This window comes from Arthrobacter sulfonylureivorans (genome assembly GCF_047607445.1).
GTDB lineage: Bacteria > Actinomycetota > Actinomycetes > Actinomycetales > Micrococcaceae > Crystallibacter > Crystallibacter sulfonylureivorans_A.
Genome location: NZ_JBLKRT010000005.1, coordinates 38,889 through 65,049 on the forward strand (window position 1 = coordinate 38,889; position 26,161 = coordinate 65,049).

Sequence of the window (26,161 nt, forward strand, 5' to 3'; positions counted from 1 at the left end):
CACCGGCAGGCCCCTGGGCTCCGGACCGCGACCAGGCTTTCACGTAAAGGAACATAAACGATGAGCGACGAAGAGACGCCGGACCTGCCCGAAGGCATCGGCGAGGAGCCGATCGAGGGCGAAATCCTCACCGACCGGGTGGAGCAGGTGGACCTGCAGACCGAAATGCAGCGGTCCTACCTGGACTACGCCATGGCGGTCATCGTGGGCCGCGCGCTGCCCGACGTCCGTGACGGCCTCAAGCCGGTGCACCGGCGCGTTATCTACGCGATGTTCGACGGCGGCTACCGGCCGGAGCGCTCCTTCAACAAGTGCGCCCGCGTGGTGGGCGAGGTCATGGGCCAGTACCACCCGCACGGCGACATGGCCATCTACGATGCCCTGGTCCGCCTGATCCAGGACTGGACCATGCGCTATCCGCTGGCGCTGGGACAGGGCAACTTCGGCTCGCCCGGCAATGACGGCGCAGCCGCCCCGCGGTACACCGAAACCAAGATGGCTCCGCTGGCGCTGGAAATGGTCCGCGACATCGACGAAGACACCGTCGATTTCCAGGACAACTACGACGGCAAGAACCAGGAACCCACCGTTCTGCCGGCGCGTTTCCCGAACCTGCTGGTCAACGGTTCCTCCGGCATCGCGGTCGGCATGGCCACCAACATCCCGCCGCACAACCTCCGCGAAGTGGCCTCCGGCGTCCAGTGGTACCTGGAAAACCCGACCGCCAGCCGCGAAGAGCTCCTCGAGGCCCTGATCCAGCGCGTCAAGGGGCCGGACTTCCCCACCGGCGCGCAGATCCTGGGCCACAAGGGCATCGAAGACGCCTACCGCACCGGCCGCGGATCGATCACCATGCGCGCCGTGGTCAACGTAGAGGAAATCCAGGGCCGTACCTGCCTGGTGGTCACCGAGCTGCCCTACCAGGCGAACCCGGACAACTTGGCCATGAAGATTGCCGAACTGGCCAAGGACGGCAAGGTTGCCGGCATCGCCGACCTACGGGACGAGACGTCGGGCCGGACCGGCCAGCGCCTGGTCATCGTGCTCAAGCGCGACGCCGTGGCCAAGGTGGTGCTGAACAACCTCTACAAGCACACCTCGCTGCAGGAAAACTTCGCGGCCAATATGCTGGCCATCGTTGACGGCGTACCGCGCACCTTGACCCTCGACGCTTTCATCCGGCACTGGGTCACCCACCAGTTGGATGTCATTGTCCGGCGCACCCGCTTCCGGCTGAACAAGGCCGAGGAAGAGGCGCACATCCTGCGCGGCCTGCTCAAGGCCCTGGACGCCCTGGACGAGGTCATCGCGCTGATCCGCGCCTCATCCACGACGGAAGAGGCCCGCGACGGCCTGATGCGGTTGCTGGATATCGACGAGAACCAGGCCCGCGCCATTCTCGACATGCAGCTGCGCCGCCTGGCCGCGCTGGAACGGCAGAAGATCCAGGACCGCCACGCGGAACTGGAACGCATGATCGAAGAGTTCAACCGCATCCTGGCCTCCGAAGAACTGCAGCGCAACATCGTCAGCGAGGAACTGGCCGCGATCACGGAGAAGTTCGGCGACGACCGGCGGACCCAGATCATGATGGGCTACGACGGCGACATGAGCGTGGAAGACCTCATTCCCGAAGAGGAAATGGTGGTCACCATTACCCGCGGCGGCTACGTCAAGCGCACCCGCAGCGACAACTACCGGTCCCAGCAGCGCGGCGGCAAGGGGATCCGCGGCGCGCAGCTGCGCGGGGACGACGTCGTCGAGCACTTCTTTGTCACGACCACGCACCACTGGCTGCTGTTCTTCACCAACCTGGGCCGGGTCTACCGGGCCAAGACCTATGAACTGGCCGAAGCCGGCCGCGACGCCAAGGGCCAGCACGTAGCCAACCTGCTGGCGTTCCAGCCGGACGAGCACATTGCCCAGGTGATGGACCTGAAGGATTACCAGCAGGCCCCCTACCTGGTGCTGGCCACCAAACGCGGCCTGATCAAGAAGACCCGGCTGGAAGACTACGACACCAACCGTTCCGCCGGTGTCATCGCGATCAACCTGCGCGAAGGCGATGAGCTCGTCTCGGCACGGCTGGTCGCCGAAACCGACGACATGATGCTGGTCTCCCGCCGCGGCCAGTCCCTGCGCTTCACGGCCACGGACGAGGCGCTGCGGCCCATGGGCCGGGCCACCTCGGGGGTGACCGGCATGAAGTTCCGCGAAGACGACGAGCTGCTGGTGGCAGGCGTGGTGCGCGATGACTCCTACGTCTTCATTGTCACCGAGGGCGGCTATGCCAAGCGGACGCTGGCCGACGAATACCGGGTCCAGGGCCGCGGCGGCCTGGGCATCAAGGTGGGCAAATACCAAGAGGAACGCGGGCACCTGGTCGGCGCACTGATCGTCCAGGAAGAGGACGAGGTGCTGGTGGTGATGGAAAGCGGCAAGGTGGTCCGCTCGTCCGTCGCCGGTGTTCCCGCCCGCGGGCGCGACACCATGGGCGTCATTTTTGCCAAGCCGGACAAGAAGGACCGGATCATTGCCGTGGCCCGGAACTCCGAGCGGGGCCTGGGCAACGACGAGGAGGGGACGGAGAATCCGGACGCCCCGGAAGCTCCGGATGCCCCCGAAACCGGCACGGTAATTGACGCCGAAACCGGCACCGCCACCGATGCCGAAACTGCGCCGCGGGCCACCGATGAAGTACCGTTGGACGCAGACATGACGCAGTCCGCAGCCGAATCGCCGGCGCCGGAAAACGGAGGTAACGAGTGAGTACACCTAAAACGCCACGGCCGGGCACCCGCCCGCAGCCGGCTAACGCGCCTCGGGCTGGTACTACTCGCGGCGGCACCCCCGCCCGACCCACCCAGCGGCCGGCCAGCAGCGGTCAGCGCCCGGCCAACGGTGGGCAGCGCCCCGCCGGCCAGAACGGCGGCGCCGGCCTGGTGCGGCCCGCACCGAAGGCCAAGGTCCGCCGCGCCCGCCTGTTGGTCAGCAAGGTAGACCCGTGGTCGGTGTTGAAAATGGCGTTCCTGCTCTCCGTTGCACTTGGCATTGTCACCGTGGTGGCTTCGATCGTGCTCTGGACAACACTGGACATCACCGGCATCTTTGACCGCGTGAACGGGCTGCTGTCCGAAATCGCCGGCACTGAGAGCGGCGGCTTCGACCTGCGTTCCTATGCTTCACTGGGACAGGTTGCGTCCTTCGCCACCATCATCGCGGTCGTGAACGTGGTCCTGCTGACCGCGCTGGCCATGTTGTCTGCGGTGCTCTACAACATCTCGGCCACGTTGGTGGGCGGTATCGGGGTGACGCTGACGGACGACTGAGCCGATTTGAAGTTCCGGCCCGGCGTACTGTAAAGTCGTATCTCGGCCCGCAAGGGCAGGGGGCGTATAGCTCAGGCGGTTAGAGCGCTTCGCTGATAACGAAGAGGTCCCAGGTTCAAGTCCTGGTACGCCCACGGATTTACCAATCCCACCGATTTTGGGAGGACACCGTGAAGAAGTTGCTGCTGTTGGCAGCCGCGGCTGCGGGAGTGTTCGCTTACAAGAAGTGGCAGGAATCCGAAGCGGAGAGATCCGCATGGAGCAAGGCGACTGATAAAGTCGACTGACTCCGCCTCGGCCGGAAGTTTCGGCCGAACCCTTCCGGGGGCATGGCGCAATTGGTAGCGCACCTGCTTTGCAAGCAGGGGGTTAGGGGTTCGAGTCCCCTTGCCTCCACCGGATGAACGAGGCCCCGATCTACGGATCGGGGCCTCGTTGTCTTTGCCCGGAGCCATGATTGCCCCGCGTGGCCCCTACGCTGATAGGGTGACCATTTTCCTCGCCACGCTGGCAGTGCTCGGCATCTCCGCCTCCGGTCCCATCATGGCTGCCACTGCTGCGCCGGCCCTCGCCATCGCGTTCTGGCGGAACATGATCGGCTCCGTGGTGATGGGAGTACCGTCCGCCGTCAGCCGCCGCCGGGAGTTCCGGCAACTAACGACGTCGGACCTGGGCCTCAGCGCGTTGGCTGCGGTCGCGCTGGCGCTCCACTTCGCCTGCTTCATCACCGCGCTGCAGCTGACCTCCGTGGCGGCGGCCACCGCTCTGGTCTGCCTGCAGTCGGCATGGATCGTCCTGTTCAACAGATTGCGTGGGGTCAAGGCGTCGCGGCTGATCTTGTGCGGCGTCGGTCTTGCGTTCGTCGGGGTGCTGGTGATTTCCGGGTTCGACCTGCAGCTCTCCAGCGAGGCGCTCCTGGGCGACCTGCTGGGTCTGATCGGCGGGGCCATGGCCGGAATCTACACGATGGCCGGCGGACGGGTGAGGCGGCGGCTTTCCACCGGACCGTACACCACGATCTGCTACGGTCTGTGCGCGCTGATCCTGCTGGTCATGGCGCTGGCCTTCGGACAGCCGCTGGTGGGATTCCCTGCCGAGGCCTGGATCGGGATCCTCGGCGTGACCGTCGTCGCCCAGCTGATGGGCCACTCGGTCTTCAATCACTTGCTGGCCGTCCTGAGCCCGCTGGTGGTGTCGATGTTCATCTTGCTGGAGATCCCCGGAGCGGCGCTGCTGGCGGCCATATTCCTCGGGGAGAGCCTGCCCTGGGGGACCTACGTTGGGCTCGGCATGATCTTGGCAGGGCTGGCGGCCGTGGTGCTCTCGCAGAACCGGCCCAAGCTGGTTGCACCGGCGCCGGCCCCAGAGGCCGCAGGCCCAGCCCAGGACTGACCGGCAAAACTGGTCGGCTACAGCCCGCCGCGGGGAACGCGCAGTTGGGTCCGGGCCTGGTGGACCCGGCGCAGCAGCTTTGCCGGGTAGTACACGGTCATGAAAATCAGCATCGGCACCCGAAGCACGCGGCGGTGGATCTTGTGGGCCCGGTACGTCCGCTCAAAGCGGGTGACGTAGTAGCGGTAGTCCTTGGGCGAATCCTCCAACCGCCGGGCGGACATGCCGCTGATCATTTCCGGCACGTACTGGATCCTGAGGGCATGGTCGGCCAGATGGACGGAAATATCGATGTCCTCGTGGAACTGATCCTCTTCGTCGCGGCACACTTCCTGGCTGATGATGTCCCAGGCCCCGCGCCGGAGGGCCATGTTGGACCCGAAGAGGAAGTGGTACTGCTTCTTGGCCAGCTTCAGCACAAAGCGGCGCATGCGGTCGTCGGCCTGCAACCCGAAGCGGCGCATCGGCATGTCGTAGTACAGCACCGGTCCGGTGCACGCCATCACCTCCGGGTCGGCGAAGGCGCGCTGGACCTGCTCCACCCAGTCAGGTTCCAGCACCGAATCCGCGTCGATCCTGCCCAGGATTTCCCCGGTGGCGTGGTTGAAGCCGAAGTTGCGGGTGGGGATCAGGCCCTGCTCGGCATCCTGCTGGAGCAGGATGAGCGGCACGTCCGGGTACTCGTCCTGCATATTGCGGACCAGTTCAGCTGTCCCATCGGTGGATTTGTTGTCCACCACGATGATCTCCGACGGAGCCACCGACTGGCACAGCGCAGCATAGATGCACTGGCGGATGACGGCCTCTTCATTGAAGGCCGGAATGATGATCGATACCCCGGGTGCGGCGCTCTTCACGGCATGAATCTATCAGCCCTTTTCGCCGCGGGCGGGGAGGTCCGGACCGCGGCTCGCCGGGCCAGAAACGGCGAATGGGAGCCCCCGTCCGGGAGCTCCCATTCGCTTAGATCGGATCGGAAGGACTTACTCCTTGGAATCCTTGTCTTCGGCCTTGTCCGCCGCTTCGGCCGCCTTCTGGCCGGCCGAACGCGCCGAGCGGGAGGTGCCATTGCTGGTGCTCTTGCCGCCGGTTGTTGCAGCAGATTGGCCCGGGGCGGCCGAGCCGGCAGCTGCAGCTGTGCCGGTGCTGTCTACAGCATGCTTGGCAGAGGCCGTTGTCGGAGCAGTTCCCGACGTGGTCTCGGCGGTAGCCGCAGTCGGTGCTGGCTTGGTGGCGCTGGGTCCCGGGCCCGGGGCGGCGGCCGGAGTTGTGGGCTGGACCGGTGTCTTCCAGGGATCCTCGACCGGCCGGGCAGCGCGCCAGGCGGCCACCGCGGCTACGGCGGCTGCGGCGAGGATGCCGACGATTAGCCAGCCCTTGCCCCCGTGGGACTTATGCTGCTTCTTCAGTTCCTTGGCGGCGGCCAGCTTGGCGCTCCCGGCAGCCGACTTTTGTGCCTTGTTCAGCTTCTTGGCGGCCACTTTGGCACTTGCGGCTGCCGCCTTTTGGGCCTTCTTCAGAGCTCGTTTGGATCCCCCAGCCTTGGCCGCGGCGGCCTGGACGGAGACCGGCACCGCCGTCTTGTCCAGAGTCCTGGCGACCTGGTCCGCGGTGGCGCCGAGACGGGCGGAGACGGTCGGAATGTATTCGCCGACCACCTTGTCACGGGCATGCGTGATGGCAGGGGTCGCACGGTCAAGGGTGACTTGGATCCGCGGTGCCGCTTCATCCATCGCTTGGGCGATCTTCGGCGCCAAGCTGTCCAGTCCACCCTGGATCCGCGGTGTCACGGTGGCGACGCCGTGCGAGAGATCCTTGGCTGCCGTTCCAATACCTTTTTCGATCCGCGGGACTGCCCAGTTCAAAGCGGCTTCCACTTTGGGAGAGGCCCAGTCCTTCGCTGTTTCCACGGCGACCAAAACGTTGCCTTCTGCTTCGCGGGCTACTCGATCGGTTTTCTTCACAACTACCTCCCGGAAATGGTGACGGTCGCTCATCAGCCTACTTCCTGTGCTTGGGCACGGCTATGCCGGTAAAGGAATACGCTGGATTTTCACTCACCGCGGAACCGGCCGCTGGCGGGCTGTGGCCCAAAACGGCGTGGAAGAATGGTGCCATGACTGCTATTGCTACAGCTAAAGCCACTATCCACACCAACCACGGCGACATCGTGGTGAACCTGTTCGGCAACCATGCCCCGAAGACTGTGAAGAACTTCGTGGGACTGGCCACCGGCGAGATCACCTGGAAGCACCCGCAAACTGGTGAAGAGACCAACGCTCCCCTCTACGACGGCGTCATCTTCCACCGCATCATCAAGGACTTCATGCTCCAGGGCGGAGATCCGCTGGGTCAGGGAATCGGCGGCCCGGGCTACCAGTTCGACGACGAGATCAACCCGGACCTGGACTTCAACGAGCCCTACAAGCTGGCGATGGCCAACGCAGGCATCCAGGGCGGCCGCGGCACCAATGGATCGCAGTTCTTCATCACCACCGTCCCCACCACCTGGCTGCAGGGCAAGCACACGATCTTTGGCGACGTCACCGACGAAGCCTCGCGCGCCGTCGTCGATTCCCTCAATGCCGTGGCTACGGACATGCGTGACAAGCCGCTGGAAGATGTGGTCATCAACAACATCACCGTAGAGCAGCTCTAAGTTTGCCTACCGTCCCCGCCCGGACCGCCGGGCGGGGACCATGTCACTGCAGGAGCGCCTCCATGTCCTACGGAATGCCGGCCGAACCGCCGCAGACCGATGTCCCCGTCTGCCCGCGGCATCCAGACCGCGTCTCCTATGTGCGCTGCCAACGCTGTGGCCGTCCGGCCTGCCCGGAATGCCAGCGGACGGCCTCGGTGGGCATCCAGTGCGTCGACTGCGTCAGGGAAACCTCCCGGAGCACGCCGCAGGTCCGCACCGTCTACGGCGGAGCCGCGACGATGGGCCGGCCGGTGGTGACGCTGACCTTGATCGGCATCTGCGCCGTGGCGTACCTGCTGCAGTGGGTCATCCCGGGCTTCACGGCACAGTTCCTGTACGCGCCGCTGTACACCCTTCCACAGCTATCCGGGGTTCCCGCGGAGCCGTGGCGCATGATCACTTCCGCCTTCCTGCATTCGCCGAACTTCCTGCTGCACATCGCCTTCAATCTCTACGCTTTGTGGATCCTGGGCCGGCATCTGGAACCGCTGCTGGGGCGCCTGAGGTTCCTGGCGCTGTACCTCTTGTCCGGCTTTGGCGGGTCGGTGGGCGTGCTTCTGCTCTCGGCACCCAATATTCCCGTGGTCGGCGCCTCCGGTGCGATCTTTGGGCTCTTCGGGGCTTTGTTCATCGTGCAGCGGCAGCGTGGCGGCGAAGTGAGGTCGCTGCTGATCCTGATCGGCATCAATGCCGTGCTCGGGTTCGTCGTGGCCGGCATAGCCTGGCAGGCGCATTTGGGCGGGCTGCTGGTCGGCGCACTGTCTGCAGTAGTGCTGGCCTACGCACCCCGGGGCAAGAATCGCAACCTTGTGCAGTTCACCGGACTGATAGCCATCTTCCTGGTCCTGGTAGCAGTGACTGCACTGAAGGCCTTCGCCTAGCGGCTACGGCATCGGCCATCGCTGAGAGTATCCGGTCCGCCAGCGGCGGGCAGGCACCACGTCCTTTCGGATGCGTGCCTGCCCGCCGTCTCATTTTCCCCACCCTGTGGGCCTATCTGTGGAGAAAGGGCGTTCGAAAATCGTGGATAAACGTTTTTATCCACAGCCTTCATCCACAGTGGGGAAAACTTACACACATGTAATTCCACAGCCGTGGATAACGCCGATCCGCGCATCGACGGGCGAAAGCCGGAATAATCCCCAAAGTTATACACTCCTGTGGATAACTCCGGTCTACAACTGTGAAAACGTGGACAACTAAGACTGCAGCCCGTGCAGCTTGTTCAGGGCTACCGTGGAAGGCGACACAATCGGCGGGCAAAAGACACAAGCGGGCCCCGCAACCCGGCCGTCGGGTAATCTGAAGGTCCGGTCCCTGACTCGACCAGCCAGGGACTGCGCGGCCGTCCCGAACCCCGTTGACAGTCGATTGAAGGTGCCGCGCCCCACGCGTTTTGCACGGCCTACTGGGCCTTCTGGGGACCTGCTCCTCTCAGCCTGCGCCCGGCCGGGCCATCCATGCGCCCTTCCGTGATGGGAAGGATCAACAGAAGGAATCACACGTGACTACCGAAACCGGCAACTCCGCACGCATCGATCTCAGCAGCGAAGAAATCTTCAGCGCCCACGAGGGTGGCAAACTGCAGATCGGCCTCACGGCTCCGCTGGAGAGCAAGCGCGACCTTTCCATCGCCTACACCCCCGGAGTAGCCCAGGTCAGTCGAGCGATCAACACGGATCCTGAACTGGCGCAGAAGTACACGTGGGCCTCGCGCTTGGTGGCCGTGGTCTCCGACGGCACCGCGGTCCTGGGCCTGGGCAACATCGGTGCGGCCGCATCGCTGCCCGTGATGGAGGGCAAGTCGGCCCTCTTCAAGCAGTTCGCCGGTCTGGATTCGATTCCCTTGGTCCTGGAGACCACGGACGTCGACGAGATCATTGAGACCCTGGTCAGGCTGCGTTCGAGCTTCGGCGCCGTGAACCTGGAGGACATTTCCGCGCCGCGCTGCTTCGAACTGGAAGCGCGGCTGATCGAGGCCCTGGACATGCCGGTCATGCACGACGACCAGCACGGCACCGCCGTCGTGGCGCTTGCCGCCCTGACCAACGCAGCCAAGGTGGTCAACCGCGAGCTCTCCTCGCTCAAGGTGGTCATCTCCGGAGCGGGAGCGGCCGGCATCGCCGTAGCCGAGATCCTCTTGACTGCCGGCATCGCGGATGTGACGCTGCTGGACTCGCGCGGCATCATCCACAGCGGCCGCGGCGACCTGACCGAGATCAAGGCTGCCTACGCCGCGCGGACCAATCCGCGGGGCATCACCGGCGGCAGCGCGCAGGCACTCGACGGCGCGGACGTTTTCATCGGCGTTTCCAGCGGCACCATCCCGGAAGAGACCCTGGAGAAGATGTCCGACGACGCCATCATCTTCGCGCTGTCCAACCCAGACCCGGAAGTGCATCCGGAGACCGCAGCCAAGTTCGCGAAGGTCGTGGCCACCGGACGCAGCGACTTTCCCAACCAGATCAACAACGTGCTGGCCTTCCCAGGCATTTTCCGCGGCGCCCTGGATGCCGGCGCCCGCCGGATCACGGCAGCGATGAAGGTCGCAGCGGCCACCGCCATTGCCGAGATTGTCGGGGACGACCTTGCCGCCGACTACATTATTCCCAGCCCGCTGGATGCACGGGTCGCTCCGGCGGTCACGGCCGCGGTGATGTCCGCCGTCGACGAAGGCTGACCGTTCCGCGCTGCAGTGCGCCGCAGCGCTTGCTGGACAAGAGTCCGTTCCCCGAGCCGGGAGCGGACTCTTTGTTTCACCCGGTTTCCGCCCGGATCAGAGCCACTTGTTGCGTCTGAAGAACCAATAGAGCGCCAAAGCGGTCAGGACCATGAGGAGCAGCGCAAAGGGATAGCCCAAGGGCCAGCGCAGCTCGGGCATCGCGGTGAAGTTCATTCCATAGATCGCGGCCACGAGGGTCGGAGCGAAGAGGATCGCTGCCCATGACGAAATGCGCTTGACCTGCTCGTTTTGGGCGACGCTGGTTTCCGTGAGTTTCTGGGCCTGCAGCGTCGAACTGAGGCTCAAGGCATTCTGCAGGACAGCCCGGAAGGCATTAACCCGCTCGTTCAGCCGGATCACGTGGTCCTGGACGTCGCGCAGGCCCCGGGCCACCTCCAGGTCCAGGGCTTGGTCCTCCCGGCCTCGGTGCAGGATGGAAATGATGTCCTCCAGCGGCTGCAGGGCACGTTGGAACTCGATGACTTCGCGGAGCAGCTCGTAGATCCGTCGCGAAACGTTCGGGTCGCCGCCGAAGAGCTGGTCCTCGATTTCGTCGACGTCGTTTTCCAAGCCGAGCACTACCGGCTCGTACTCATCCACGACCTGGTCGAGGACCGCGTAGAGCGCAGCCGGCGGGCCTGCCGCGAGCAGATCCGGCGCAGCTTCCATCCGGCGCCGCACGCGCGACAGATCCGGCGACTCGGCATGCCTGACGGTGATCAGGAAATTCTCGCCCATGAAGGTGTGCAGCTCGCCGAACTCCACCTTCTCCGTCTCGTCGATGTAGCGGGCGGGCCGGAGCACGGTGAACAGGGTGCCGCCGTATCGTTCCAGCTTGGCGCGCTGATGGCCGCGCAGGGCGTCTTCCACAGCCAGATAGTGGAGATCGAACTCGGCCGCCACGGTGGCCAGTTCCGGCTCGCTGGGGCGGTAGAGGCCGATCCACGCCATGCCCCCGTAGCGGTGTAGTTCGCTAAACGTCTGCTCCAGGTTCTTCGGGGTGGAGGCACGTACGCCGTCGACGTAGATCCCGTTATCTACCAGCACCACTGGCTACGAACGCCACCTGGTGGTCATCAGGAACCCGGCGATGGCGATGCCGAAGCCAATCATGATGTTCCAAGAACCTGCTGCCGGCAGCGGCCAAGCTCCCTGGGTGATGTAGAAGACGATGATCCAGAGCAAGCCCAAGATCATCAGGCCGAACATAACCGGCTTGAACCAGGCGGCATTGGGCTCGTTGCCCTTGGCAGTCAATTCTTCGGGACGCCGTTCGGTCCTCTTGCGGCGCTTCGACTCGGGCACAGATCCTCCGGTGCAACAGGGGCAGTTGGCTTGATTGGACCGGGCGGCGTCTCCTCGCGGGTCCGCCGCCGTCGGGCCGTCTAACTGTTTAGTCTAGCCAATGTGTGTGACGTTCGCCGCCGCGCATTTGCCCGGACCCCGGCCGCGGGCAGATCATAGTGGAGTGCCGCCGTTTGACGCAGGGCTTCCCCCGTTTTCCGGATCGGGGCTTGCTGACGGCACACCAGCATTCCATCCCCCAACTCCACGATTGGCACGATCGTCACATGAGCACCTCCCCGCGCATCCTCGTCATCGACAACTACGACAGTTTTGTCTATACCTTGGTTGCCTACCTGCAGCAGCTGGGCGCGGAAACAACCGTGGTGCGGAACGACGACCTCACGTTGGACGAGGCGGTGGAACTGGCCGGGGCCCGCGACGGTGTCTTGGTCTCCCCCGGCCCCGGGACGCCGGCGGAGGCCGGCATCTGCATTGAGCTGATCCGCTGGTGCGGGCGGGAGGCAAAGCCGATGTTCGGAGTCTGCCTGGGCCACCAGGCGTTGGCCGAAGCCTACGGTGCCACCGTGACCCACGCCCCCGAACTGATGCACGGCAAGACCTCCGACGTCACCCACCGCAACCAGGACGCCTTCGAAGGTGTGCCGAACCCGTTCACCGCCACCCGCTACCATTCCCTGGCAGCCGTTCGAAGCACCATCCCGGACGAGCTCGAAATTACCGCGGAGACCGACAGCGGAGTGGTCATGGGTCTTGCCCACCGGAGCGCCCCCTTGTGGGGCGTGCAGTTCCATCCCGAATCGGTGTTGACCGAAGGCGGCTACCTGATGCTGGGGAACTGGCTGGAATCGCTGGGTGCAGAGGGAACCGCTGAACGTGCTGCCACGCTCAGCCCGCTGATTTCCCACTGACACAGCCTGCCCGACGCGTTGCGCAGTGCCAACGCGCCGGGCAGGGCGAAGGGCAACCTCGGCCCTGAGGGGTTAGCCGTCGCCGTCGCGGCCGTTCCCATTGCCTGAATTGTCGCCGTCCCCGCTGTTTCCGTCCCCGCTGTTGCCGCGGTCATTGCCCTCGCCCGATTCCTCATCGGGGTCCGGTTCGGGCGACGCAGGCTCAACTGCGACGGTCAGGACGATCTCGGTTCCCTGTTCGACGTTGGTTCCCGCTTTGACGCTCTGTCCGACGACGGTGCCCGCCTTGACGACTTCGTTCTCGACCTCTTCCACCCGGTAGGGCAGGGCAACCGCGGCATCATCGAGCATGGCTCCGGCGTCCTCGACGGTTTCGTCCACCATGTTGGGAACGCTGACCAATCCGTTCGAAACGATCAGGTCCACGGTGGAACCTTGCTTCACCTTCTTGCCCGGAGCGGGTTCCGTGGTGACCACGTTGCCGCGCGGAAGCGTGGCACTGTTTGCCGGCGAGCTGTCCCCGGGCGTCAAGCCCAGTTGCCGGAGCTTGTCGCGGACTTCGGCTTCCGTGCGGCCGGCCAGATTGTCCGGGATGGTGGCAAATTCACGGCCTTGGGAGATGTAGACCGTCACCTGGCTGCCCGGTTCCACCTGCTCGCCGACTCCGGGGTCGGTGCGGGTCACCATGTCTTCCTCGACCTCGTCGCTGAACTCCTGTTCCACGCGGGGCCTGAGCCCGGCCTCCCAGATGGCATTGGTGGCCTCATTCTGGTCCAGTTCTGCAACCGCAGGAACGGCAACGGTGTCCGGGGCGGCGTTCTGCACCAGCACGTTGTACAGGTAGTAGCCGCCGCCCAGCAGTACCAGCAGGAGAGCGATCACCAGCGTCACGGTCCAGGCCCGGCGCCTTGCCCGGCGTTCGGGTTCGATGTCGTGTTCGCTGCCTACAGCCAGTGCAGTGGGCATCTGCTCACGGTCGTAGGCGGCCGTGTGGTGCCCGGCGTCTTCCTCGGCTGCGTCATCATCCATGGCGGGCAGCGCAGAGGTCTGCTCAGACACTGCCTGCGCCTGCTGTGTGATCAGTTCCGTGGCGGCGGCCTGCACCGGAAACGCTTCCGTGGCAGGAGCGGCCGGCGCGTGCAGTTCGCCGTTTGACGCCGCACGCAGCGCTTCGGCAAATGCTGCGGCCGTTTGGAATCGGTCGGCTTTGTCCTTTTGGAGGGCATGTTCCAGCACGGAATCCAGCGCCGGGGTCACCGCCGGGTTGAAGCGGCTGGCTGGTTCGGGCAGTTCGCGGACGTGCTGGTAGGCCACCGAGACCGGGCTGTCGCCGATAAACGGCGGCCGGCCGGCCAGCATTTCGTAGAGCAGGCAGCCAGCCGAATACAGATCGCTCCGGGCGTCGACGGTTTCGCCACGGGCCTGCTCGGGGGACAGATACTGGGCGGTCCCCAGGACCGCTTGGGTCTGCGTCATTGTCGCCGCCGAATCGGCCAGCGCACGCGCGATGCCGAAGTCCATCACCTTGACGCTTCCGTCCGGCGTGACCATGACATTGGCCGGCTTGATATCGCGGTGCACAATGCCCGAGCGGTGGCTGTACTCGAGCGCAGCCAGAATGCCCAGGGTGTGGCCGATGGAGTCGTCGATGCCCAGCTCGTGGCCCTTGATGAACTCGCGCAGCGTCCTGCCTTGGACGTACTCCATCACGATGAAGGGGACCTTGACGTCGTGCGCCGCTCCCCCGGGCAAGTCCATGTCGCCGGTGTCGTAGACGGCAACAATCGCCGGGTGGTTCAGCCCGGCTACGGCCTGGGCTTCTCGCCGGAAGCGGGACTGCAACATCGGGTCGCGGGCAAGATCGGCGCGCAGTTGCTTGATCGCCACAGAGCGGCCCAAACGGATGTCGCGGCCTAACAGCACGTCGGCCATGCCGCCGCGTCCGATGAGTTCGCCAACCTCGTAGCGGCCAGCCAGAATGCGTGGCGAGTCCACTGGTTGTCTTCCTTCCATCAAACCGACCGGGATCCGATCACGGCTTGCCGTCCTGATCAGTGCCCTTCGTCGGCGGAGCCTTTGCCGCCGGGGTCTCGGTCTGGGTCGGTTCGGGGGTTTCTTGTTCCTCGGGCCCGCTGGAAACCACGTAGCTGACAGTGGATCCTGCCGGCACGTCGCCGCTGGAGGGAGACAGGCTGAGGACGGTCCCGGCGGGCTGATCGCTGGGTTCCTCCCCGGCTGACTGCGGGACCAGGCCAAGGCCGATCAAGGCCTCACGCACCTGCTGCTCGGACTGACCGGCCAGCCCATTGGGAATGGTCACGGTCCCGGGACCGGTGGAATAGGTGACCGTGATCGCTTTGCCGACTTCCACGGGGCCGGTCGGCGAGATATCGATGACGGTGTTTTCGGATTCGTTGCTCTCCACTGGGTCCGGGACTACCTGGTACCCCATGTTTTCGAGCTCGGAGCGGACCTGGCTGAACTGCCGGCCCAAGAACGCATTGGCTGAGATTTGGTTGGTCTCCACCGCCTGCGTGGTGCTTGGCTCCGCGCTCTGCGTCTCTCTGGGCGTAGCGGAAGTAGTCTTCGCCGTCGACCGCGTTGCCGAACTGGTGGCGGACGTGGACGACTCGGTTCCGCCGGTGGGCGTCAACATGGGAAGCAGGATCGCTCCGGCCACGGCGAAGAGGACCAGCAGGATCAAACCGATCAGCGGCCAGGTCCACGGGCTGCGCTTCTTCTGTTGCCGGCGCGGAGCCTCCTGGGGTTCGTCGCTGTCCAGATCCTCGTCGGTCCAGTTTCGTTCGGCGCCAAGACCTGCCGCGCCGGCTCCGGCCCCGGCCACGGCGGGCAGTTGGGAGGTTCCGGCGCTGACAGCGCGGGTAGGAGCCGTTCCGGTGGTGGGCACCGGGGCAGTCATCACTCCGGTGCTGTCGTCGCCCTCGAACAGCAGCATGCCGGGAACCGCGGCTTCAGCGGCGCGGATGTCACCGGCGCGGATGGCGTCGGCTGCCTCGGCGAGCTTCTCGGCGGTGGCGGGACGGTCGGCCGGGTCCTTGGCCAGCATTGACATCAGCAAGGCCCGGATGGGACGCGGAAGAGACTCCGGCAGCGGCGGAGGGGTGTCGTTGACCTGGGCCAGGGCGATGGCGATCTGCGACTCGCCGGAGAAGGGCCGGGAACCGGAGAGGCACTCGTAACCGATCACACCCAGCGAATAGATATCGCTCTGTCCGGTGGCGGTCTGTCCCGTTGCCTGTTCAGGGGCCAGGTACTGGGCGGTGCCCATGACCTGTCCGGTAGCCGTCAGCGGGACCTGGTCTGCCAGCCGGGCAATGCCGAAGTCGGTGATCTTCACCCGTCCCTCGGGGGTGATCAGCAGGTTGCCGGGCTTGACGTCGCGGTGTACCAGTCCCTGTGCGTGGGCGACGGCCAGCGCCTTGGCGGTCTGGGTGATGATCGAGAGTGTCCGGTCCGGGGACAGCACCCGCTCGCGCTCGATGATGGCCGAGAGCGGATGGCCGGGGACCAGTTCCATCACCAAGTAGGCGGAGCCAGCTTCTTCGCCGTAATCGAAAACGTTGGCAATGCCGATGTGGTTCAGCAGCGCCGTGTGCCGGGCCTCGGCGCGGAAGCGGTTGAGGAAGCCCGGATCGCCGGTGTACTCCTCCTTGAGGATTTTGATGGCGACGATGCGGCCCAGGACCTGGTCCTGCGCCTTCCAGACCTCACCCATGCCGCCGATGGCGATACGTTCAGTGAGCTGGTACCTGCCGCCTAATGTGATACCCGAGGTAGGTCTCACTTATTTAACACCGCCTCTAGGAGTTGCTTAGCACTTGAACTTGCGAGAGAAGAACCGGTCGCCACATCGACGTCTTCGAAGACCACTGATACGACAGCTTGGGGGTCGTCTGCCGGCGCGAACCCGGTGAACCAGGAGTTGTTGCCTTCTTCGCCGGCCATCAGTTCCGCCGTGCCGGTCTTGCCGGCCACTTCCACGCCCGGGATGGCCGCCCGCCCGCCGATGCCGCGGTCCACTACGTTGACCATCCAGTCCTGGATCAGCTTGGCATTGTCGGCGGAAAGGGAACGCTGAAGTTCCTCGGGCTTGGGGCTGTCCATGACCCGAAGGTCGGGCGCACGCACCGTGCGGACCAGATTCGGCTTCATCAGCACGCCGTCGTTGGCAATGGCGGCGGACGTCATCGCCACCTGCAGCGGCGTGACGCGGACGTCGTACTGGCCGATGGCCGACTGGGCGAGCAGGTCATCGCTCATACCGGTGGGGAACCGGCTGGCAGTGACGTGGGTGGGGATCTGGTAGGACTCGCCATAGCCGAACTTGGCCGTCTGTTCTGCGATCGCGTCTTCACCCAGGTCCATCGCGATTTGGGCGAAGGGCGTGTTGCAGGACTGCTCCAGGGCAAAGGAGAAGTCGGCGGTGGTCCGGGCGGCGCAGCCGCCGTTGACGTAGTTCGGCAACTCGACGTCGGTGCCCGGCAGTTTCAGGGTCGGAGGATTCTCCAGCTCGCTGTCGGCGTCGTACTTACCGGACTCCAGCGCGGCGGCTGCTACCACCAGCTTGAAGACGGATCCGGGGGCCAGCAGGCTTTCGTTGGCGGCGTTGATGAACGGCGACAGGCCGGGCACTTCCTCCAGCCCTGCCATGTTCTCCGTGACCTTTTCGGTATTGTGCCCGGCGACCTCGTTCGGATCGAAGCTGGGTTTGGACACCATGGCCAGGATGTTGCCGGTGTCCGGCTCCATCACGACGATCGAGCCTTTCACGCCCTCGGGCATCAGGTCCCAGGCCAGCTGCTGCAGCTCGGCGTCCAAGGTCAGCTCCACCGAGGCGCCTTCAACCTGGCCGCCGGAGAACATCTGCACGATCTGTTCGTAGAAGAACTCGTCGCCGGACCCGGAGAGCTGGGCGTTCATTGCCGACTCCATCTGGGTGGAGCCGTAAACCAGTGAGTAGAAACCGGTGATCGGCGCATACAGTTCGGGTTCGTTGTAGACCCGCTGGTAGGCGAACTCGTCGTCTGACGGCACGGACTCGGCGATGGGATCGCCGTCCACCAGGATGGCGCCGCGGTTCTTATCGAAGTCCTTGTAGATGGTCCGGCTGTTCCAGGGGTTGGCGTTGAGGTTCTCGGCCTCGAAAAACTGCACCACCGTGAGCGATCCGAAGAGCAGTGCGAACATCGCGAGGGCGACGATCCAAGTGTTGCGGATGGCCTGGTTCATGGCTGGATCACCTCCGTGGATCCGGTGTTCCGTTCATCGGTCTTGCTGCGGCGCCGCGGCCGGTCGCCCGGGGGACGGCTCTCGGTTGCCGGGCCCGTCACGGTGGGGCGGCGCGCCGCGTCGGAAATGAGCAGCAGCAGCGCAACAATCAGCCAATTGGCCAGCAGCGACGAGCCGCCCGCGGCCAGGAAGGGTGTGGTCAGACCGGTCAGCGGGATCAGCCGGGTGACGCCGCCGATCACCACGAAGCACTGCAGCGCCAGCGTGAAGGAGAGTCCCGTAGCCAGCAGCTTGCCGAAGGCATCCCGGCTGCCCAAGGCCGCCCGGATGCCGCGGCTGACCAAGAGCACGTAGAGCATCACAATGGCGGAGAGGCCGATCAGCCCGAGTTCTTCGCCGAGCGCGGCAATGATCATGTCGCTGTTGGCGAACGTCACCAGATCCGGCCGGCCCTGGCCAAGGCCTGTACCGGTCAGCGCGCCGCTGGCCAGTCCGAACAGGCCCTGGACAATCTGGTGGCTGCCGCCAATCGCGTTGTAGACCTCCGGATCGAAGGCCTTGATCCACCCATTGATGCGGTTCGTGACATGCGGGAAGAGCTGGAACGCCACAAAGCCGCCCACGGCGATCATGAGCAGGCCGATGATGACCCAACTGACCCGGCTGGTGGCCACGTAGATCATCGCCATGAACAGGCCGAAAAACAGGATCGAGGAGCCGAGGTCGCGCTGGAAGACCAGCACGCCGATGCTCACCAGCCAGGCCGCAAGCATGGGCCCCATGTCCTGCCAGCGGGGCAGCTGGAGCGGGCCGATCTTCCTGCCGGCGAGCAGGATGAGATCCCGGTTGGTAGATAGATAGCCGGCAAAGAATATAGCGAGGGTGATCTTGGCGATTTCGCCAGGCTGGAAGGTGGCGAACCCCAGGTTGACCCAGATCCGGGCGCCGTTGACCTCCATGCCGACGAACGGCAAGAGCGGAAAAATCAGCAGAGCGGCACTGGCAATCAGCGAAAGATAGGTGAAGCGGCGCAGCACGCGGTGGTCGCGCAAGAGCCAAATGACGGCGACGACGACGCCGATGGCGATGCCGGTCCAGAACAGCTGGCGGGTGGCCGCGGAGTCGCCGGTGGCGATGTCCAACCGGTGGATCATCGCCAATCCGATGCCGTTCAAAGCGGTCACGATCGGAAGTATTACCGGATCAGCATATTTGGCGCGCAGGCGCAGCACTACGTGGACCACAAGGACGAGCACAATCAGGGTGATGCCCTGGGTGAAGAAATCGCTGTCGAAGGCGCGGTCCTGGTCGAGTCCGACCAGCATGTTGGCGCCGATGCCGACCACCAGGGCCAGCAGCAGCAGAAGCAGTTCGGTGTTGCGCCGCGATCGGGGCGCCGTCTGGATGTTACTCATGGCTTATCCACCTACGCATTCCGGCGGCAGGGCGGCTTCCGGGCTGGCAGCCGGGCTCGGCGTGGCCGAGCCGCTGGGCCGGTCCGTCGGCAGGGCACTGGGGCTGGGCCCTGGTTCGGGGCAGTTCCGCTGGCTGCTGATCCGCAATTGCTCCACGATTTGTTCGGCGTGGACCAGGTCCCTGGCTGAGATGCTCGAATTCAGCCGCTGCTGCTGATAGACCGGCAGGCTCTCCAGCGGGATGTTGTAGACGGTGTCCACATGTGACAGGTCGATCGGACCGAAGTTCTGCGAGACGCCGTTGAAGATGGCCACCCGGCCGTCGGACGCGCCCACGAAATACTGCGTTTGGGTCCACAGGTAGCCGAACCACAGTACGGCCACCAGCAGCAGTGACATCACGGTGAGGAATGCCGGGATCAGCCACGGCTTGCGGAGCGGTGCGGCGGCCTCCACCTCGGACGCCTCCGGTTCCTCCGGAGCCTTGTGGGTCAACAGCGCCGCGGCGCGTCGCTTGTTGGAGTGGGCTGTGACGATCGGGATCTGTCCGGTTTCCGTGGCCAGCGCCGCGGCCCCCACCAGCACATGCGGGCGTGTCCCGAGTTCGCGCCGGATGGCGTCGGCGCGAATTGCCTCATGGGGTTCAGCGGGTGTCTCGGCGCCGGGCGCGTCTGTCGCGGTGGCGTCCGTTGAGATGCCCGCAGCGGCCGCCGGCGCAGTGGCGGCAGGTGGGGCGCCGCCGTCGTCGGCTGCCGCTGGCTCCAGCGGACGTTCCGCCGCCAGGTTCAGCGATGCGGTGTCAGCTGCTTCGGACGGCGCCTCGGCGACTTCGATCATCACGATGGTCACGTTGTCCGGGGAGCCGCCATCGAGCGTGAGGTCCACCAGTTGGTCCACCGCGTCCTGCAGCGTGGCGGCGTTGCGCACCACCGACTCCACCACCCGGTCCGGTACAACGGCGTTGAGCCCGTCGGAGCAGAGCAGCCACTTCTCCCCCGGTTCGGCGCTGTGGCTGGCCAGGTCAAGTTCCGGGCTGGCATCGACGTCGCCCAGGACGCGCATGAGCACGTTGCGGTGCGGATGGATTTCGGCTTCTTCCGGGCGGAGCCGGCCCTCGTCGATCAGCCGCTGCACAAAGGTGTGGTCTACGCTGACCTGCTCGAAGATGCCGTTCTTCAGCCGGTAGGCACGGGAATCGCCGATGTGGGCGAACTCAAGCTTGTCGTCGTGCAGCAGCAGGGCGGTCACCGTGGTGCCCATGCCGGCCAGCTTGGGGTTGGTCTGCACCAGTTCGGAGAGGATGGAATTGGCGGTCTGGATCTCGTCGGCCAGCACCGTGGCCGGATCCTGGTGACCCGCGCGGTCCAGGTGGACCAGGTCCAGCACGGTGGAGGCAGAGGCGACGTCGCCGCCGGCGTGGCCGCCCATGCCGTCGGCGACCACGGCAAGAAAACGGCCAGCGTAGGCGGAGTCGTCGTTCTTGGACCGCGTCATGCCCACGTCCGACCGCGCAGCATAGCGCAGAACCAGAGCCACGGTCAGGGCCTCAATTCAATGACCGTCTTGCCGATCCGGATGGGAACGCCCGGGTCAACGGGCAGGGCCCGGGTCAGTTGGTTCTCGGCCAGATAGGTGCCGTTGGTGGAACCCAGGTCCTCGATGAACCAGCGGCTGCCCTGCGGGAAGAGCCGGGCGTGGCGGCCGGAGGCATAATCGTCCTCCAGCACCAGCGTGGCTTCCTGGGCACGCCCCAGCAGGATCGGGCTGGCGGCAAGTTCCAGCGAGTGTCCGGCCAGCGGGCCTTCGGTGACCACCAGTCGGCGCGGTGCCGCCCGCGGTGCCGGGGCTGCCTCAGCCAGATCGGGGTTCTTACGCACTTCCCGCGCGGTGGGACTGCCGGTCCGGTTGCGCTTGCCGATCTGCAGGTCGCGCCGCAGGGCCGAGACGATGCTGATGATCATGATCCAGAGCAGGATCAGGAAACCGAACCGCAGTGCGGTGACAACAAGCTCCCCCATTAGGCCCCGCCGCCCCGTGTCGGCAGCAGGCGGAAGGTAATGCGGGTGCGGCCCATGGTGATCACGGATCCGTCGGTGAGATCGGTCTGGCCAATGATCTTTTGGCCGTTGACGTAGCTGCCGTTGGTGGAGCCCAGGTCCACGGCCACGGCGGAGCCGCCCGCGGTGCGGATCTCCAGATGGCGCCGCGAGACTCCGGTGTCATCGACCATGATGTCCGCCTCGGAGGAACGTCCCAGCACGATCGAGGGTGCGTTGAGCGAGTAGCGCTGGCCGTTGATTTCGAGCACGGCCTGCAATTGGGTGGGCTGGCGCGACGGGGCCGCGGGCGTGCTGCGTGGTGCCGGGCGCTGCTGCTGGCCGTCGGACTTCACCACGGTGGCCTGGACCTCGAAGTCGCCGCCCTTGAGAGCGGCGTCCTTGGCGAAGGAAACGCGGACCGGGCCCTGCAGCGTGTACTTCTGGCTATTGACGTGGCGGATCACCACGTCGCACAGTTCTTCGGCCAGCGTTGCCCCCCATTGTTCAGCCATGGCGTAGTCGGAATCGCCCAGCCGGACCTCGAAGACGTTGGGTGCCAAGGTGCGGCCCTGGGCCAAGGTGATGGAACCATTGTCCAGCTCGCGGCGCAGGCGGCTGGCGATCTCCACCGGCTGCACCTGGCCTTTGCCGCCCACGGAGAAGGCGCCACGGACCATCTTTTCGATGCCGCGTTCCATGCTGTCCAGAATTCCCATCGGGCCGCCTCCTCCCTGTTGTCGTCGTGCGTGCCTGCCTCTGAAGAAGCCGACAGCGCACACCGGTCTGGCGATTCTCCCATTCGATACTACTTGGGCGTGTCCCAAAAGGCCCCATTCAATAACGATTGCCGAGGGCGCGGCGGCGCCGCAACGTGGTGAAGCTCACTCGGGGAACTCGCGGCGACGGCGGGGTGTCCGCGGTGCTTCGGGCGCTCCGATCCCTGTCTCCGTGCGGCAATCAGGGGGCTGGATCCCCCGATTGGGAATTTGGGCCTGTTTCACGCTACTATTGATCTCGCTGTTCTTGAGGAATGCGAACCGGGAAAACGGTTCCACCCGACGGAACACGCAAGATGCGCGCGAGTGGCGGAACGGCAGACGCGCTGGCTTCAGGTGCCAGTGTCCGAAAGGGCGTGGGGGTTCAAATCCCCCCTCGCGCACGCAGAGCAAGAGCCCCGGTCTTCGGATCGGGGCTCTTGCCGTTAACGCCCGGACTTCGTGGCCGTGCCGCGGTGCTGGCCGCCGGCGCGCTTCTCTTGCCGAGAAGCAACGGCTAGGGTGCCAGCCATGCGCATCAAGATGACCAGTATCCACGTCACGGATCCGGCAGCCGCTTTCACCTTCTACACCGAGATGCTCGGCTTCCGGGAGCTTATGGCCATGCCCGAATTCTCCCTGTTCATCGTTCAGTCGGCCGATCCGGGCGAAGGGGCCGGGCTGCTGCTCGAACCCAGCGATAATCCGATCGGCTCCGCCTATCGGCAAGGGGTGTACGACGCCGGGATGGCCGCGATCGTTTTCGGCTCGCCGGATGTTCAGGCCGAGTATGAGCGGCTTTCCGCTGCCGGTGTCCGGTTCACTGGCCCGCCGGCCCCGGACCCCTCCGGCACCTTGGCCGCCGTCTTCGACGACGGCTTCGGCAACCTGATCCAGCTGCACCAGGACTGACGCCGCGGCCGGTTCACCTACGCCTGCAGGTACTTGAGCACCGCCAGCACCCGGCGATGGTCCCCGGGCGCCGCCGCCAGCCCCAGCTTGCCGAAGATGGCCGTGATGTTCTTCTCCACGGCGCCGGCGGACAAAAAGAGCCGTTCGGCGATGGCCACGTTGGTTCGGCCCTCCGCCATCAGCTCCAGCACCTGCCCTTCGCGCGGTGTGAGAGTGTCCAGCCCGCGCTGTTGGCCGGAGGACCGCATCAGCTGGCCAACCACCTCCGGATCCAGCACGGTTTCCCCGCGCCGGATCCGTTCCAGCGAGTCCAGAAACGAGGACACTTCGGCTACCCGGTCCTTAAGCAGGTAGCCCACGCCAGCCGGGTGGTCGGCGAACAGCCGGGCGGCATACCGGGTCTCTACGTATTGCGAGAAAACCAGGACGCCCACGTCCGGATGCGTCTGGCGAAGCTCCAGTGCGGCGCGGATGCCTTCGTCGGTGTGCGTCGGAGGCATCCGGATGTCCACAATGGCCACGTCCGGTGCCTCGGCCGCTACTGCCTGCAGCAGCGCGGCGGCGTCGTTCACCGCGGCGGTGACGTGGTGTCCGCGGCCGGCCAGCAGCTCGGCCAGGCCGGCCCGCAGAATGGCCGAGTCTTCGGCGATCGCGATCTTCACGGACGCTCCGGATCCAACGGCAGATCGATCATCACGCTGGTGGGTCCGCCGCCGGGTGATTCGATGTGCAGTGTGCCATCCACGGCGGCAACCCGCTCGGCCAGCCCGGCCAGGCCCGAGCGGTGGCCGCTGGACGTCGGCGGGGAGAGTGCCGCGCCGCCGCGCCCGTCGTCGTCCACCTGCAGCAGCAGGCGGTGGCCGGCAGTGCGCACGCTGATCCGGATCTGTTCGGCCCGGGCATGCTTGACCGCATTGGTCACCAATTCCATCGCGCAGAAGTACGCGGTGGCTTCCACCGCGGGTGCAGGGCGTGCGCCGAGGTTGAGCACCAGCGTTGTCCGCACCGGCGACTGTGCTGCCAGGGTTTCGAGGGCCGGGGCCAGTCCGTCGTTGAGGACGGGCGGATGGATGCCGCGGGCCAGATCGCGCAGGTCCACCAAGGCGTCCTTGGCGGTGCCATGTGCGCTCTCCAGCAGGTGCGCCACTTCCGGCGCGGTGTCCTGGCCGTTCAGCCGGTCCCGTGCGTCGCCCAGCTTCATGGCAATGGCGACCAACTGCGCCTGGGTGCCATCATGCAGGTCGCGTTCGATCCGCCGCAGTCGGGCATCGGCGTCTTCGACCGTGCGGTTGCGCGAGTGCTCCACATCCCGCAGCCGCAGGCTCGCCGCGGTGGGACCCAGCAAGCCGGCCGCCAAGACGGCCTGCAGCCGGGCGAAACCGTGGTTCAGCGCGGGCCACAGCAGCCAGAGGAAGACGGCGCCGATGGCCGCGAACAACAGCTGCCGGGGCGGAGTGTCGATGTAGTAGTCCCAGCCCAGCTGTGCGCCCTGGTGCCAGCTGCCGTCCGCGGCCTGCTGCAGCGGCAGGTAGCGATACCAGATCCAGTGCGTCAGTGCTCCGAGGCCGGTGGCGAAGAAGGTGATGCTCACGCAAAACGCGGTCACCGAGATCACAAAAGACACCACTTGATGGGCGATGGCCCGCCAGCCGGTCGAATCGGCCAGGCCGCTGCGGAGGAAACCGAAGAAGCCGCGTTTCGGCCGGAACGGTGCCGGCTCCGCCACGTGCTGATTCAGCAGGGCCGCCGCCAGCGACCGCTGCACTGTTCCCCAGTAGCGGGCCGCAGCTATCAGCGCCGCAGCCACCACCAGTCCGACGACCGTCACGGCCAGCGACGCCCCGAGCGAGACGGTGGCCACCGCGTAGGTGAAGCCGAACGGCGCCAGCAGCAGCGCCGCGAAGTGGTAGAGGAATTCGCGCCAGGTTTGGCGCTGGAAGAAGCCGGTCAGGAACCGGTACGGTGCGGTGCCATCGGCCCGGCGGGAGCCGGCAGGTTCCGGCAGATGGAGGGCGGCATTCGGCGCCGCAATGTTCGTCATGAGTACAGCTTGCTACCTCACCGCGTCCGTCAGAAGCAGGCGGGCCCCCGAACCTCACGGGGGTTAACCCCCGTTCCGGGGCGCCCGGAGCGCTTTCCTCCGCCTGGAGGCGGGTCAGGCCTTCTTGCCCGCTTCCTTCACACGCTGCTCTTCCGCGCGCACCGCGGCGAAGGAGGCGCGCTCGGCCACCAGCCATTGCGGTGGATTCTGCAGCAGCGCGGTGATCTCCGCCGTCGTCAGCGCTTCGGTGATGCCGCCGCGGGCCAGGCCGGAAATGGAGACGTTGAGCTTGCGCGCTACCTCGGGCCGCGGATGCGGGCCGTTGCGGCGCAGGTCGGCCAGCCACTGGGGCGGATCCGTCTGGAGTTTGTTGAACTCTTCGCGCGAAATCAGGCTGTCCTGGAATTCCTGCGGGGCAGCGGGCAGGTAAATGCCCAGTTTCTTGGCGGCCGTAGCCGCTTTCATGGACTGGGACGTTTTCGCGCTCATGGGCCCAGCCTATCCGCCCTGCGCTACGGTGATGAAGTGCAGCAAGCAGACCACGAGCCGAAAACACCGCCCCCGCCGGCCGGGTTGACCGTTGGCTACGTTCCGGGCGTGACGCCGGGGAAGTGGACGCGCCGCTGGGCGGAGCGGCTGCCGGACGTTCCGCTGGCCGCTTTCCAGTGCGGGCAGGACGAACAAACCGCCATCCTGCGCGATGGCCGGGCGGACCTGAGCTTTGTGCGGTTGCCGGTGGACCGCGAGGGCCTGAACGTCATCCCGCTGTATACCGAACTGCCGGTGGTGGTTGCGCCGAAGGAACATGAGATTGCCCTGTACGACGACGAGGTGCCGTACCAGGAGATCGCGGCAGAGAACTTCCTGGACCCGGCGGAGATGGGCGGGGCCAAGACCGGCATCGAGGTAGTGGCCTCCGGAGCGGGACTGATGATCCTGCCCATGTCCGTGGCGCGGCTCTACAACCGCAAGGATGTGGTGTACCGGACGGTGACGGACCAGCCCGAGACGCAGATCGGCCTTGCCTGGCTGGCGGACCGGACGGACGCGGCCATCGAGGAATTCATCGGAATTGTCCGGGGACGCACGGCCCGCAGTTCGCGCCAGCCATCGGTGCAGGAACAGCAGGAGAAAACCAAGGGCCGCAAAACCTCCAAAACCTCCAAAAACACAGCGCAGCACGACGGCGGAGCCTCCGGTGCAGGGAAGGGCGCCAACGCGGGCAAGGGCTCCGGCGCGAGGCGGCAGGGCGGTTCCGGCCCGGCAGCTGGCAAGCAGTCCGGCAAGGGCAAGCCCGGCGGCGGACGCACGCCCAAGGGGCGCGGGCCGCGGCGCGGTCGCCGGTAGCGGCGGTCCGCTGCACGCCGGCTTCACGGTGGCGTTGGCTAG

General features: G+C 65.8%; 24 protein-coding genes and 3 tRNA genes. 13 read left to right on the forward strand and 14 right to left on the reverse strand.

The annotated features are described in order from the left end of the window. Positions 1–60: 60 nt before the first annotated feature. The 6 genes from gyrA to ACMX2H_RS03685 all read left to right on the forward strand — a co-directional run bounded on the left by gyrA (position 61) and on the right by ACMX2H_RS03685 (position 4,721). The gene (gene gyrA, locus ACMX2H_RS03660; RefSeq protein WP_414959009.1) at positions 61–2,769 is read left to right on the forward strand and encodes a DNA gyrase subunit A; all 2,709 of its coding nucleotides are present in this window, start codon (positions 61–63) and stop codon (positions 2,767–2,769) included. Beyond that, the gene (locus ACMX2H_RS03665; RefSeq protein WP_414959010.1) at positions 2,766–3,329 is read left to right on the forward strand and encodes a DUF3566 domain-containing protein; all 564 of its coding nucleotides are present in this window, start codon (positions 2,766–2,768) and stop codon (positions 3,327–3,329) included. Before gyrA ends, ACMX2H_RS03665 begins: the two co-directional genes overlap by 4 nt. Before the next feature lie 60 nt (positions 3,330–3,389). After that, positions 3,390–3,463: transfer RNA gene (locus ACMX2H_RS03670), tRNA-Ile, on the forward strand. Between the two features lie 36 nt (positions 3,464–3,499). After that, positions 3,500–3,616, forward strand: coding sequence for a DLW-39 family protein (locus ACMX2H_RS03675; RefSeq protein WP_240691783.1), 117 nt, complete (start codon positions 3,500–3,502; stop codon positions 3,614–3,616). A 36-nt stretch (positions 3,617–3,652) separates the two neighbouring features. Continuing rightward, positions 3,653–3,725: transfer RNA gene (locus ACMX2H_RS03680), tRNA-Ala, on the forward strand. A gap of 90 nt (positions 3,726–3,815) precedes the next feature. Then, positions 3,816–4,721: a DMT family transporter gene (locus tag ACMX2H_RS03685; RefSeq protein WP_414959011.1), complete on the forward strand. Its 906-nt coding sequence runs from the start codon at positions 3,816–3,818 to the stop codon at positions 4,719–4,721. Positions 4,722–4,738: 17 nt separating this feature from the next. Here the strand turns inward: ACMX2H_RS03685 and ACMX2H_RS03690 are convergent, their stop codons facing one another. Further along, positions 4,739–5,578, reverse strand: coding sequence for a glycosyltransferase family 2 protein (locus tag ACMX2H_RS03690; RefSeq protein WP_414959012.1), 840 nt, complete (start codon positions 5,576–5,578; stop codon positions 4,739–4,741). A 126-nt stretch (positions 5,579–5,704) separates the two neighbouring features. Further along, entirely contained in the window at positions 5,705–6,718 is a 1,014-nt protein-coding gene (locus ACMX2H_RS03695) for a hypothetical protein (RefSeq protein ID WP_414959013.1), read from the reverse strand. A 119-nt stretch (positions 6,719–6,837) separates the two neighbouring features. Between ACMX2H_RS03695 and ACMX2H_RS03700 the strand changes: the two genes are divergently transcribed. The 3 genes from ACMX2H_RS03700 (at position 6,838) to ACMX2H_RS03710 (ending at position 10,102) form a co-directional block, all read left to right on the forward strand. Then, positions 6,838–7,380: a peptidylprolyl isomerase gene (locus ACMX2H_RS03700; RefSeq protein WP_414959014.1), complete on the forward strand. Its 543-nt coding sequence runs from the start codon at positions 6,838–6,840 to the stop codon at positions 7,378–7,380. A 62-nt stretch (positions 7,381–7,442) separates the two neighbouring features. Next, complete coding sequence (locus tag ACMX2H_RS03705; protein WP_414959015.1) at positions 7,443–8,303, forward strand: rhomboid family intramembrane serine protease; 861 nt, start codon at positions 7,443–7,445, stop codon at positions 8,301–8,303. Between the two features lie 623 nt (positions 8,304–8,926). Further along, the gene (locus ACMX2H_RS03710; RefSeq protein WP_414959016.1) at positions 8,927–10,102 is read left to right on the forward strand and encodes an NAD(P)-dependent malic enzyme; all 1,176 of its coding nucleotides are present in this window, start codon (positions 8,927–8,929) and stop codon (positions 10,100–10,102) included. A 96-nt stretch (positions 10,103–10,198) separates the two neighbouring features. On the opposite strand, the gene corA is transcribed toward ACMX2H_RS03710, so the two are convergent. Continuing rightward, the gene (corA, locus tag ACMX2H_RS03715; RefSeq protein ID WP_414959017.1) at positions 10,199–11,194 is read right to left on the reverse strand and encodes a magnesium/cobalt transporter CorA; all 996 of its coding nucleotides are present in this window, start codon (positions 11,192–11,194) and stop codon (positions 10,199–10,201) included. 3 nt (positions 11,195–11,197) lie between these two features. Then, a complete protein-coding gene (locus tag ACMX2H_RS03720) occupies positions 11,198–11,449 on the reverse strand; it encodes a cell division protein CrgA (protein WP_414959018.1) in 252 nt (83 codons plus the stop codon). A 266-nt stretch (positions 11,450–11,715) separates the two neighbouring features. Here ACMX2H_RS03720 and ACMX2H_RS03725 point away from each other — a divergent pair, with 266 nt between their 5' ends. Next, the gene (locus ACMX2H_RS03725) at positions 11,716–12,360 is read left to right on the forward strand and encodes an aminodeoxychorismate/anthranilate synthase component II (RefSeq protein WP_414959019.1); all 645 of its coding nucleotides are present in this window, start codon (positions 11,716–11,718) and stop codon (positions 12,358–12,360) included. A 72-nt stretch (positions 12,361–12,432) separates the two neighbouring features. On the opposite strand, the gene pknB is transcribed toward ACMX2H_RS03725, so the two are convergent. The 7 genes from pknB to ACMX2H_RS03760 are packed head-to-tail and all read right to left on the reverse strand — an operon-like array spanning position 12,433 to position 21,780. Beyond that, positions 12,433–14,355, reverse strand: coding sequence for a Stk1 family PASTA domain-containing Ser/Thr kinase (pknB, locus tag ACMX2H_RS03730; protein ID WP_414959020.1), 1,923 nt, complete (start codon positions 14,353–14,355; stop codon positions 12,433–12,435). Positions 14,356–14,392: 37 nt separating this feature from the next. Further along, positions 14,393–16,165: a protein kinase domain-containing protein gene (locus ACMX2H_RS03735; protein WP_414959021.1), complete on the reverse strand. Its 1,773-nt coding sequence runs from the start codon at positions 16,163–16,165 to the stop codon at positions 14,393–14,395. Beyond that, complete coding sequence (locus ACMX2H_RS03740; protein WP_414959022.1) at positions 16,162–17,610, reverse strand: peptidoglycan D,D-transpeptidase FtsI family protein; 1,449 nt, start codon at positions 17,608–17,610, stop codon at positions 16,162–16,164. Before ACMX2H_RS03740 ends, ACMX2H_RS03735 begins: the two co-directional genes overlap by 4 nt. Further along, entirely contained in the window at positions 17,607–19,025 is a 1,419-nt protein-coding gene (locus tag ACMX2H_RS03745) for an FtsW/RodA/SpoVE family cell cycle protein (RefSeq protein WP_136785544.1), read from the reverse strand. Before ACMX2H_RS03745 ends, ACMX2H_RS03740 begins: the two co-directional genes overlap by 4 nt. 3 nt (positions 19,026–19,028) lie before the next feature. Then, positions 19,029–20,519: a protein phosphatase 2C domain-containing protein gene (locus ACMX2H_RS03750; RefSeq protein WP_414959112.1), complete on the reverse strand. Its 1,491-nt coding sequence runs from the start codon at positions 20,517–20,519 to the stop codon at positions 19,029–19,031. A gap of 44 nt (positions 20,520–20,563) precedes the next feature. After that, complete coding sequence (locus ACMX2H_RS03755; protein ID WP_353917064.1) at positions 20,564–21,043, reverse strand: FHA domain-containing protein FhaB/FipA; 480 nt, start codon at positions 21,041–21,043, stop codon at positions 20,564–20,566. Next, the gene (locus ACMX2H_RS03760) at positions 21,043–21,780 is read right to left on the reverse strand and encodes an FhaA domain-containing protein (RefSeq protein ID WP_414959023.1); all 738 of its coding nucleotides are present in this window, start codon (positions 21,778–21,780) and stop codon (positions 21,043–21,045) included. Before ACMX2H_RS03760 ends, ACMX2H_RS03755 begins: the two co-directional genes overlap by 1 nt. A gap of 360 nt (positions 21,781–22,140) precedes the next feature. Between ACMX2H_RS03760 and ACMX2H_RS03765 the strand changes: the two genes are divergently transcribed. Both ACMX2H_RS03765 and ACMX2H_RS03770 read left to right on the forward strand, forming a co-directional pair. Further along, positions 22,141–22,223: transfer RNA gene (locus ACMX2H_RS03765), tRNA-Leu, on the forward strand. Between the two features lie 127 nt (positions 22,224–22,350). Continuing rightward, positions 22,351–22,731 carry a VOC family protein gene (locus tag ACMX2H_RS03770; RefSeq protein ID WP_414959024.1) on the forward strand — a complete coding sequence of 127 codons (381 nt, stop codon included), beginning with the start codon at positions 22,351–22,353 and terminating at the stop codon, positions 22,729–22,731. Positions 22,732–22,748: 17 nt separating this feature from the next. Here the strand turns inward: ACMX2H_RS03770 and ACMX2H_RS03775 are convergent, their stop codons facing one another. From ACMX2H_RS03775 to ACMX2H_RS03785, 3 genes are all read right to left on the reverse strand, one after another. Beyond that, on the reverse strand, positions 22,749–23,393 hold the full coding sequence (locus ACMX2H_RS03775; protein ID WP_414959025.1) for a response regulator: 645 nt from the start codon (positions 23,391–23,393) through the stop codon (positions 22,749–22,751). Then, entirely contained in the window at positions 23,390–24,772 is a 1,383-nt protein-coding gene (locus ACMX2H_RS03780; protein ID WP_414959026.1) for a sensor histidine kinase, read from the reverse strand. The genes ACMX2H_RS03775 and ACMX2H_RS03780 overlap by 4 nt, the downstream gene beginning before the upstream one ends. 114 nt (positions 24,773–24,886) lie before the next feature. Next, a complete protein-coding gene (locus ACMX2H_RS03785) occupies positions 24,887–25,261 on the reverse strand; it encodes a DUF5997 family protein (RefSeq protein ID WP_414959027.1) in 375 nt (124 codons plus the stop codon). 36 nt (positions 25,262–25,297) lie between these two features. On the opposite strand from ACMX2H_RS03785, the gene ACMX2H_RS03790 reads away from it, so the two are divergent. Continuing rightward, complete coding sequence (locus tag ACMX2H_RS03790; protein ID WP_414959028.1) at positions 25,298–26,119, forward strand: LysR family substrate-binding domain-containing protein; 822 nt, start codon at positions 25,298–25,300, stop codon at positions 26,117–26,119. Positions 26,120–26,161: the final 42 nt, after the last annotated feature.